11 protein-coding genes are annotated in these 8127 nt (G+C 46.3%); 7 read left to right on the top strand and 4 right to left on the bottom strand.

All coding sequences use genetic code 11. From position 1 onward, the window contains the following. Positions 1-140 precede the first annotated feature (140 nt). From mreD to QUA00_RS23690, 3 genes are all read right to left on the bottom strand, one after another. A complete protein-coding gene (gene mreD, locus QUA00_RS23680; RefSeq protein WP_333411304.1) occupies positions 141-707 on the bottom strand; it encodes a rod shape-determining protein MreD in 567 nt (188 codons plus the stop codon). Further along, on the bottom strand, positions 704-1510 hold the full coding sequence (mreC, locus tag QUA00_RS23685) for a rod shape-determining protein MreC (protein ID WP_333411305.1): 807 nt from the start codon (positions 1508-1510) through the stop codon (positions 704-706). Before mreC ends, mreD begins: the two co-directional genes overlap by 4 nt. A 91-nt stretch (positions 1511-1601) precedes the next feature. Continuing rightward, positions 1602-2609, bottom strand: a complete 1008-nt coding sequence (locus QUA00_RS23690; RefSeq protein ID WP_006632285.1) for a rod shape-determining protein — start codon at positions 2607-2609, stop codon at positions 1602-1604. Between the two features lie 330 nt (positions 2610-2939). Between QUA00_RS23690 and QUA00_RS23695 the strand changes: the two genes are divergently transcribed. The 5 genes from QUA00_RS23695 (at position 2940) to QUA00_RS23715 (ending at position 7356) form a co-directional block, all read left to right on the top strand. After that, the gene (locus QUA00_RS23695; RefSeq protein ID WP_333411306.1) at positions 2940-3299 is read left to right on the top strand and encodes a single-stranded DNA-binding protein; all 360 of its coding nucleotides are present in this window, start codon (positions 2940-2942) and stop codon (positions 3297-3299) included. A 47-nt stretch (positions 3300-3346) separates the two neighbouring features. After that, complete coding sequence (locus QUA00_RS23700) at positions 3347-3868, top strand: tetratricopeptide repeat protein (RefSeq protein WP_333243477.1); 522 nt, start codon at positions 3347-3349, stop codon at positions 3866-3868. A gap of 175 nt (positions 3869-4043) precedes the next feature. Next, a complete protein-coding gene (locus tag QUA00_RS23705; RefSeq protein WP_333411307.1) occupies positions 4044-4649 on the top strand; it encodes a hypothetical protein in 606 nt (201 codons plus the stop codon). A gap of 346 nt (positions 4650-4995) precedes the next feature. Next, positions 4996-6300, top strand: a complete 1305-nt coding sequence (locus QUA00_RS23710; RefSeq protein ID WP_333411308.1) for a metallopeptidase TldD-related protein — start codon at positions 4996-4998, stop codon at positions 6298-6300. 231 nt (positions 6301-6531) lie between these two features. Beyond that, complete coding sequence (locus QUA00_RS23715; protein ID WP_333411309.1) at positions 6532-7356, top strand: DUF3153 domain-containing protein; 825 nt, start codon at positions 6532-6534, stop codon at positions 7354-7356. Positions 7357-7375: 19 nt separating this feature from the next. Here QUA00_RS23715 and QUA00_RS23720 read toward each other — a convergent pair whose 3' ends face one another. Continuing rightward, on the bottom strand, positions 7376-7501 hold the full coding sequence (locus QUA00_RS23720; protein WP_333308822.1) for a hypothetical protein: 126 nt from the start codon (positions 7499-7501) through the stop codon (positions 7376-7378). 241 nt (positions 7502-7742) lie between these two features. On the opposite strand from QUA00_RS23720, the gene QUA00_RS23725 reads away from it, so the two are divergent. Together QUA00_RS23725 and QUA00_RS23730 are read left to right on the top strand one after the other, a co-directional pair. Beyond that, positions 7743-7874 (top strand): hypothetical protein, encoded by a 132-nt coding sequence (locus QUA00_RS23725; protein WP_333147012.1) that lies wholly within the window; start codon positions 7743-7745, stop codon positions 7872-7874. 3 nt (positions 7875-7877) lie between these two features. Next, positions 7878-7991 (top strand): LapA family protein, encoded by a 114-nt coding sequence (locus QUA00_RS23730; RefSeq protein WP_333411310.1) that lies wholly within the window; start codon positions 7878-7880, stop codon positions 7989-7991. Positions 7992-8127 lie beyond the last annotated feature (136 nt).

Below are 8127 nucleotides of genomic sequence, written 5' to 3' on the forward strand. Positions count from 1 at the left end.
ACTCTGGAAGCCGACCGTGTACTGATATATCGCTTCCATCCCGATGGCAAGAGTGGAGAAATCACAGCACAAGCGATCGCATGATAGTTTATTTGTTGGAGAGGTCTAATGACTAATGACTAATGACTAATGACTAATGACTAAGATTTTTCTAAATTCCTGGTCATTTCCCACAAGCGATTGAGCGGAAAATAAATCACCGGAGCCCAAAGACTGCTAAGAATAGCAGAACACAAAGCCACTCGCTGGTGATAGCTCCAAATTTCCAGTAAAGCCCGATCGCCCATAGAAAAAAATTGCAGCCCCATCACCGTTTCCGCTACCACCGCCATCCCAAACACAATTAACGCGATCGGGATCGGATCTCTCTCAACAATATCTACCGGAATCGACCAGGTTTTCTGCAAAACAACTGTTAGGACTCCTACAACTACTAGACTCACAGCGTGGCTGGGATGAGGAGCCGTCATCGCATCTTGAAGAAACCCCAAAACCAAGCCCATGCTAGCAGATCCCCAAACTGTACGTTTCCGCTTAATACTCCAAGCTACCAACCAAATTAACAGCCAGTTAGGCCCAATTCCCAGCAATTCCATTCCCGGCAGCCGAGTAGGCAATATCAGTATGCACAGCATCACAGATAGAAATGTAACTGCGAAGTTGAGAAATTGGCGCGATCGCGAAGACATCCGAGATAAAGCTTTCATTGTTGCTGTGATCCCTCAGATGCTGCTGAAGATTGACTCGGCGAATCCTTCGATTCGGCTTGCTTAGAGTGCGGGTAAACCACCGCCCACTCCAGAGCATTCATCGGTGCAGAGAACTCAACCACAGCTTCGGGAGCCGGAGTTTTATTCATATCCACCGAAACCACTTTTCCCACAGGCAAACCAGGAGGGAACAACTGACTGTAAGAAGAAGTTGAAACCACATCCCCAGGCTTGACATTGGGAACATTATCAAAAAACTCCATCACAGCCTGATTTCCGCCTTTCCCGCGCATAAAACCCATCTGGCGACTGCGGGTAATTCCCACACCCAATTGACTCGTAGCGTCGCTGACTAACAGCACCAAGCTAGTATTAGGAGTAACGCTGACAACTCTGCCTACCAAACCGCCGGGGCCCATCACAGTAAAATCTGTTTTGATGCCATCGTTACTGCCGCGCCCCAAGGTTACTTGCTGCCACCAGTGGCCCGCACTGCGGCCGACAATAGGAGCCACAATCCCTGCTGGTTTCTTAGCCGAAACGTAACCTAAAAGCTCTTTTAGCTTCTGATTTTGATTGTCTAATTCTAATACCTGCGCTTGCAATTCTTGAGTGCGCGCCGAGATGAGTTCCTCTTGCGCTGATCCGTTGGCGTGAAACGGACGAGTCACCCAATTGTAAACTTCAAATACGGCCGCACCTTGTGTTTGTCGAACTCCCCAAGCGGCAGTTACAGCGAAACCTAGAAGAGCAATTTGCAGCCGCAGATCCCACCACTTTCGGAATGTATTTTTTAGCATAATTTCACTAATCTAAAATTGTTAAGTCAGGATTTTAGATTTGAGATTGCAGCCGTATTTATTTCTAAATCCACAATCCCAAATTTGTTAACTACATATTACGCGACGACTGCCCGCTGAAAACCCGTTCCAACTGTTTGTTTTCCAATACTCTACCAGTTCCCAAAACCACGCAGCACAGCGGATCGGCTGCCACGTGAGTGACAATTCCTGTTTCGTGACTGATCAGAGTATCTAAACCTTTCATCAGCGCGCCACCACCAGCCAGCATAATTCCCCTGTCAATAATATCTGCTGCTAATTCCGGCGGGGTGCGTTCCAAAGTACGCTTGACAGCTTCCACAATTACTGAAAGCGGTTCCGACATACTTTCGCGAATTTCTGGGCCTTTGATAGTAACAGTTCGCGGCAAACCCGACAGTAAGTGCAAGCCCCGCACTTCCATCATTACATCGTCATCCTCTGGAGTTGGATATGCAGAACCAACCTGAATCTTAATTTCTTCAGCAGTGCGTTCGCCGATGACCAAATTGTGAACTTTTTTCATGTATTGGACGATCGCCTCATTGAGTTCGTCGCCGGCTACCCGCACAGACTCACTGATCACCGTACCTTGCAAACTCAAAACCGCAACTTCCGTCGTACCTCCGCCTATATCTATAATCATATTGCCAGTCGCCTCAGCAACAGGCAGTCCAGCCCCGATCGCCGCAGCGATGGGTTCATCAATTAACCGTACTTCTCTAGCACCGGCCTGAGTCGCCGCCTCAATGACAGCACGCCTCTCGACTCCGGTGACACCGCTGGGGATGCCAATAATGATCCGCGGCGAAACTAAGCTTCGGCCTTCGTGAACCCTGCGGATAAAAGTCTTGAGCATCAGTTCCGCCGTATCGAAGTCTGCAATTACCCCGTCGCGAAGCGGGCGCAGTGCTATGACGTTCCCTGGCGTGCGGCCGAGCATTTTTTTTGCTTCTTCTCCAACAGCCAGCGGTATTTTTAAATCTTGGTCGATCGCCACTACAGAAGGTTCCTGCAGAACAATACCTTTGCCCGATACATAAACGAGCGTGTTAGCAGTACCGAGGTCGATACCCATATCTCTAGATAACGAAAATCGATTGAGAAGACCCACTGATTCGTACCCCCCCCAAAAACTAAAATACTATTGTGTGCAATAATGTTGTTACAAAAGTGTAACCGAGGTGGATTCTATTACGTTTTTCATCCTGAGTCTAGTCAGAAATGTACATTGTCGAGCTCAGGTTGAGCGCAGACTCGCCAATCATCCACTATCAATATGTTCTGCTAACTGGGTGTACAATCAGGATGAAGCCTCACAAGCGTTGTTCCAAGTTCAGTTTGGAGGCTAATGCGCGTGTGGACTGTTTAACTACATCAGCGATCGACCACATTCCCAAAAAAGTTTATGAGTCTTAATGTTGTGCATTTAGTAGGCCGCGTCGGCGGCGACCCGGACGTAAAGTATTTTGAGTCGGGTACAGTTCTGTGCAAGTTGACGCTGGCAGTGAACCGCAGAAGTAAGAACAGCGATCAACCAGACTGGTTCAATCTGGAAATCTGGGGCAAAACAGCGCAGGTTGCTGCTGACTACGTTCGCAAAGGCTCTCAAATTGGCGTAACAGGCTCTTTGAGGTTCGAGCGCTGGCAAGACCGCAATACCGGTTCAAATCGCTCTAAGCCTGTAATTAGAGTAGACCAGTTAGAATTCCTGGGTTCCAAACGGGATAATGAATCCAGTATGTCGCAACACAACAGCGAATTCTAGCGTTTGGGGAATTTGGGAAGTAATATTTGTGAATTGGGTGGGTGCTCGTGACTTCAGAAAAGTTAGAAATTGTTCAAACTGAGTACCAAGCTGGGCAAGTAGCTTTTGAGAGTGGCCGGTATGCTCAAGCTGTGCAGAGTTTAGAAACAGCTACCGGTTTAGTCGATCGAAATTCCCGGTTGGGCGGTGAGGTGCAGATGTGGCTAGTGACAGCCTACGAAGCCTCTGGCAATACAGAAAGGGCGATCGAGCTTTGCCGCAAGCTCACCCGCCATCCCCGCCAAGAAACCCGCCAACAAGCAAAGCGCTTGCTGTTCATTCTCGAAGCTCCCAAACTCACTATCCCTCCTGAATGGATGGTGAAAATCCCTGATTTGGCAGCTTTAGATGAAAATCAATCAATCAGTTTTCAAGCCAATCCGAACGCTGACATCAAGTACGCTAAGCCCAAGCCCGCCGTACCAGAACCCGTAGATTTGAGTCAGGTTAATACGAAAGATAATAGGTTTATCTGGGTGGCGTTAATTGCGATCGGGCTAATTTTAGGCGGATTATTTCTTAGTTATTAATCATTTTTTTAATTTCATATGCGGTCGATTACCCAATATGGTAGGGGCGGGTTCACCAACAATACTCGCCAATAATTGACAATCTCAAAAACCCGCCCTGGTCGCTATATTATAGTCAATCGAGCCGACATGATATCAAACCATTGTTTGCATAAGCCCTGAGAGAAGTTAAGCAATGCCTTTTAGCAATTATAAAAGTATCAGCGCGGTCGCCAAAGAATTCCAAATTAATTACCTACGGGATAATTTCATTGTCGAAACAGAATTTGCAGTCAGCGAAGTTTTTCGGAATGAATTAGAATTGATTTTCAATGAGGGAGTATTTGACAACTCGGAAATCGCCATTTGTGAAAATATCATTTATCCTGTATTAAAAGAAGTTTGGAAAAATTATCGCACTAATTTTCTCCTCTGGAGTCACCAAACCTTAGTCTATAATGAGAATCTGTCAGGAATTCCAGATTATATATTGGCGAAGCGCTCCCCCCTCGGCACAGTAGTTTTTGACCAGCCCTATTTCATATTAGTTGAAGCCAAGAAAGAGAGCGCATTTGATGAAGGATGGGGGCAGTGTTTGGCAGAAATGATCGCCGTGCAGCGACTTAACAATGAACCAGAACAAACTATCTTTGGTATTGTTTCTAATGGGGCCATGTGGCAGTTTGGCAAGCTGAAATTAGAAATGTTTACTCAAAATAAAATTTTCTATACAATTCAGGACTTAGAGCGACTGTTTGCAGCCGTTAACTATGTTTTTAAACAGTGTGAATTACAATTATAGAGGAATGCTCTTCAGTTTTAGGCGCGGGTGTCGAGAAATTGGGTTTTTATGGAAATACTTCGCTGTAGCCGGCAGATTCACGAAAAAACCCGGTTTCTAAGTTTAATTATTTACAGCAATCTTTGGAGATTTTACAGCATTTGCGATCGCCCGACGCGGAGACAGTGAGAGAAATTATTGCTATGGTTCAGCAGATGGCTGGGGATTGATGGATGCACTTCGACTAAAGAAACCGGGTTTTTCGCAGCTTTTCGGTGGTGTATCGATGTTTTTGGAAAAAACCCGGTTTCTGGTCACACCCAAAATCGCTAAAATAAAACAAAGACCAAACCAGAAAGCGATTATTGTGAGCGATTCAACCGTAGACCAGATTTTGAAATTGGCCTCTCAGCGCGCCGATGCGGCTGAAGTATACTACCTGTCGAGTCAAGACACCCCCATCGAATTTGAAAACAATCGCCTCAAATCCCTGCAAACCAAAGCACTGCAAGGCGTAGCACTCCGGCTGATTTCGCACGGCAAAATCGGTTTTGCCAGTTCCACAGATTTAACGCGGATAGACGATTTAGTAGATGCAGCGATTCAAACAGCCGAAATCGGCGACCCCGCAGAATTTGAACTCGCCTCCAACTTCCACCTAAAAGGCCCGGAAACCACCTACACTCCGCCCACAACTCAAGAATTAGTCGAAAACGGCAAAAACCTGATCGAGCAAGTTCACGCCTACAATCCCGATATTATGGTAGATGTCGGCTTTCACGTCCGCAGCGGCAGAGTGAAAATTGCCACGACGCAAGATTTGTATGCCGAAAGAAGCAGCCAAATAGTCAGCGGCACTATTGCTGGCAATTTGGTAAAGGGAGAAGATTTTATGCAAGCATACAGTTACGACGTTGCGCGCGATCGTCCCCTAGACACCAACAGCATCCTCGAATCACTCCTCGAAAAATACCGCCTCGCCGAACATTCAGCCACCATCACCAGCGGTTCCTACCCAGTATTATTTACCCCCAGAGCAGCCGCTAGCACCCTCGGTGGCCTCTTTGATACCATTCTTTCAGGTCAAGCAGTAGTTCAAAAAGCCTCTCCCCTAGCCGACAAAATCGGCGAAACCTTATTTGACGAACGCTTTACCTTTTTTGAAGACCCCACTTTAGGCCCTTCTGCTTGTCCCTTTGACGACGAAGGTACACCCACCACCCGCAAAGTCTTGATAGACAAAGGTACTGTCACCGGATTTTATTGGGATCGCAGGTGGGCCGCTCGCGCCGGTGTACAATCAACCGGCAACGGTTTTCGTGGCGGATTGTCTCGCCCAGGCCCTGATTTGACTAACTTTTGCATTTCCCCAGGAAATACCGCCACTCAAGACTTGATTGCTAGCATGGACGAAGGTCTCATAGTAGAGCAGGTTTTAGGTGCCGGTCAGTCCAATCAGTTAGCTGGCGAATTTTCGGTCAATTTGGACTTAGGCTATAAAGTAGAAAAAGGCAAAATTGTGGGTCGCGTCAAGAATACAATGGTGGCAGGCAGCATTTTTGAAGCCTTTAAAAATTTGGCAGATTTGAGTAGCGAAGCCGAATGGGTAGGCGGTGCAGCCTATTTGCCGAGTATGCTGTTTCAACAGTTGGGTGTAGCTTCGAGGCAATAAGTTCAGTGCGGTTTTACTCGTTACCAGGCTCTGCCTGGTAATACATATCATGAGGCTCTGCCTCGAATTTGGATGAAAGCTTGCGAGGCAAAGCCTCTGGACATGGGTTCCCAGGCAGAGCCTAGGAACCAGTTAACCAGTTAAAACCAGTTAAACAAACATAGAAACAGTGTCGGCAATTCAACGCTTTGCTAATTCATGCAAATAGGTAAAAACAGGGAAAAATTTATAATGAAAGAGCCAAATGTCAAGGATGGAACTGGGAAGAAGAAAAAGCACTTTTTCTTTCTTTTACCTTTGGTTTTTTGCCTTTTAACTCTAGTGACTGGATGCGTTCAGTACGATGTCGGGGTTAACTTTGAGAGTCAAACTCGTGGCGAAATCGTGCAGCACATTAAACTGGGGGAAAGGTTGACGAGCTTCAGTAGCGAAACTGTTGCAGAATGGTTGAAAAGCGTAGAACGCCGGGTGAGGTTGCTGGACGGAAAAACTAAACGGCTTTCGCCCACAGAAGTTTTAGTGAGGATTCCTTTCAATAATGGATCAGAGTTGCAAGACAAGTTCAACCAATTTTACAATCCCGTCGCACCAACCACACAATATCGGGTTTCAAGTCCGCTAGAAACAGATTTGCCGAAGTTTGAATCTCACCTTAGTGTCAAGCAGAATAATTTATTATTGGTGCTGCGAAATCGGTTGAGTTTGGAATTGGATTTGCGCTCTCTTTCACTGCTTTCTTCTAATGGCAGTCTGCTGCTGAGTCCGGGGGGACTTTTGGAGCTAGACTTTAGCTTGAACACGCCTTGGGGCGCCGAAAGTATTGAAACTGTCGCCGGTGCGCTGATTCCCGAAAGCTCTCAGCAGGGAAAACAGTTAGTTTGGAAGATCAAACCCGGAGAAGTTAACTATTTGGAGGCGATATTCTGGATTCCCAGTCCCGTAGGAATTGGGGCGCTGATTATTGCCTTATTTGTGGCGGCGGGCATTGCTTTGAAATATCAAATATTGCCAGCACTTGGAATCGGCAAGAAACCCCAAAACATCGGTCAAACCTAAAGAGGATATGGGGAGCATCTCATATTTGTAAAAATACTTCTTCTGGCTCCTTCCTTCTTCTGGCTCCTTCCTTCTTCCTCTTTCCTTCTTCCTCTTTCCTTCTTCCTCTTTCCTTCTTCCTCCTGCCTCCTGCCTCCTGCCTCAAAACTCCAATTTCTAGCGGAGGGCTGCAAAGGTGAGATGCTCCCAGGATATGTCCTAGAGGGGCGGCTTAATCAATCTCTTAAATGAACTCTCAGAGCTGCAATAAACCCGCCCCTCCCCGGATATTATGGTTAATTGACCCGATTTGATTTTATCAAAAAAACTGAGAATATCTGTCAAAAAACAGTTGACAAATAGTAAATGATTTGCTTAAGCTGAATTGAGAATTAGGAACAGAGAAAATGCGATCGCTAAATTTCTTCTTCATCTTTCTGATTTGCTTGGCTCTAGTATTATTCAGCATCGAAAATACACAGCCAGTCGCGATTCAAGTTATCGAAGGCGTCCAAGTTAAAGCTCCGCTGTGCGTATAACTAATTGTAGCGACCGGATTAGGGGCAACACTAGCGTGGCTGTTCAGTCTGTGGTCGAGAATGCAGCGAACCCTCGCCTCGCGCCAAGAGATTCGCCAAGTTCGCGAAAAAGAGTAATGCCTAGGACGGGCTTTTCTTAGACATTTCCGTTATAAATTAGACAATTGGTGTAGGCTGGAATAATTCACCTAACCAAACCCAGATATGTCCAAATATGTACCACCAAGAATCGCTATTCAACGACTCGGAGTAT

Origin of the sequence: Microcoleus sp. T2B6 (genome assembly GCF_036700475.1) — a bacterium.
Classification (GTDB): domain Bacteria; phylum Cyanobacteriota; class Cyanobacteriia; order Cyanobacteriales; family Microcoleaceae; genus Microcoleus.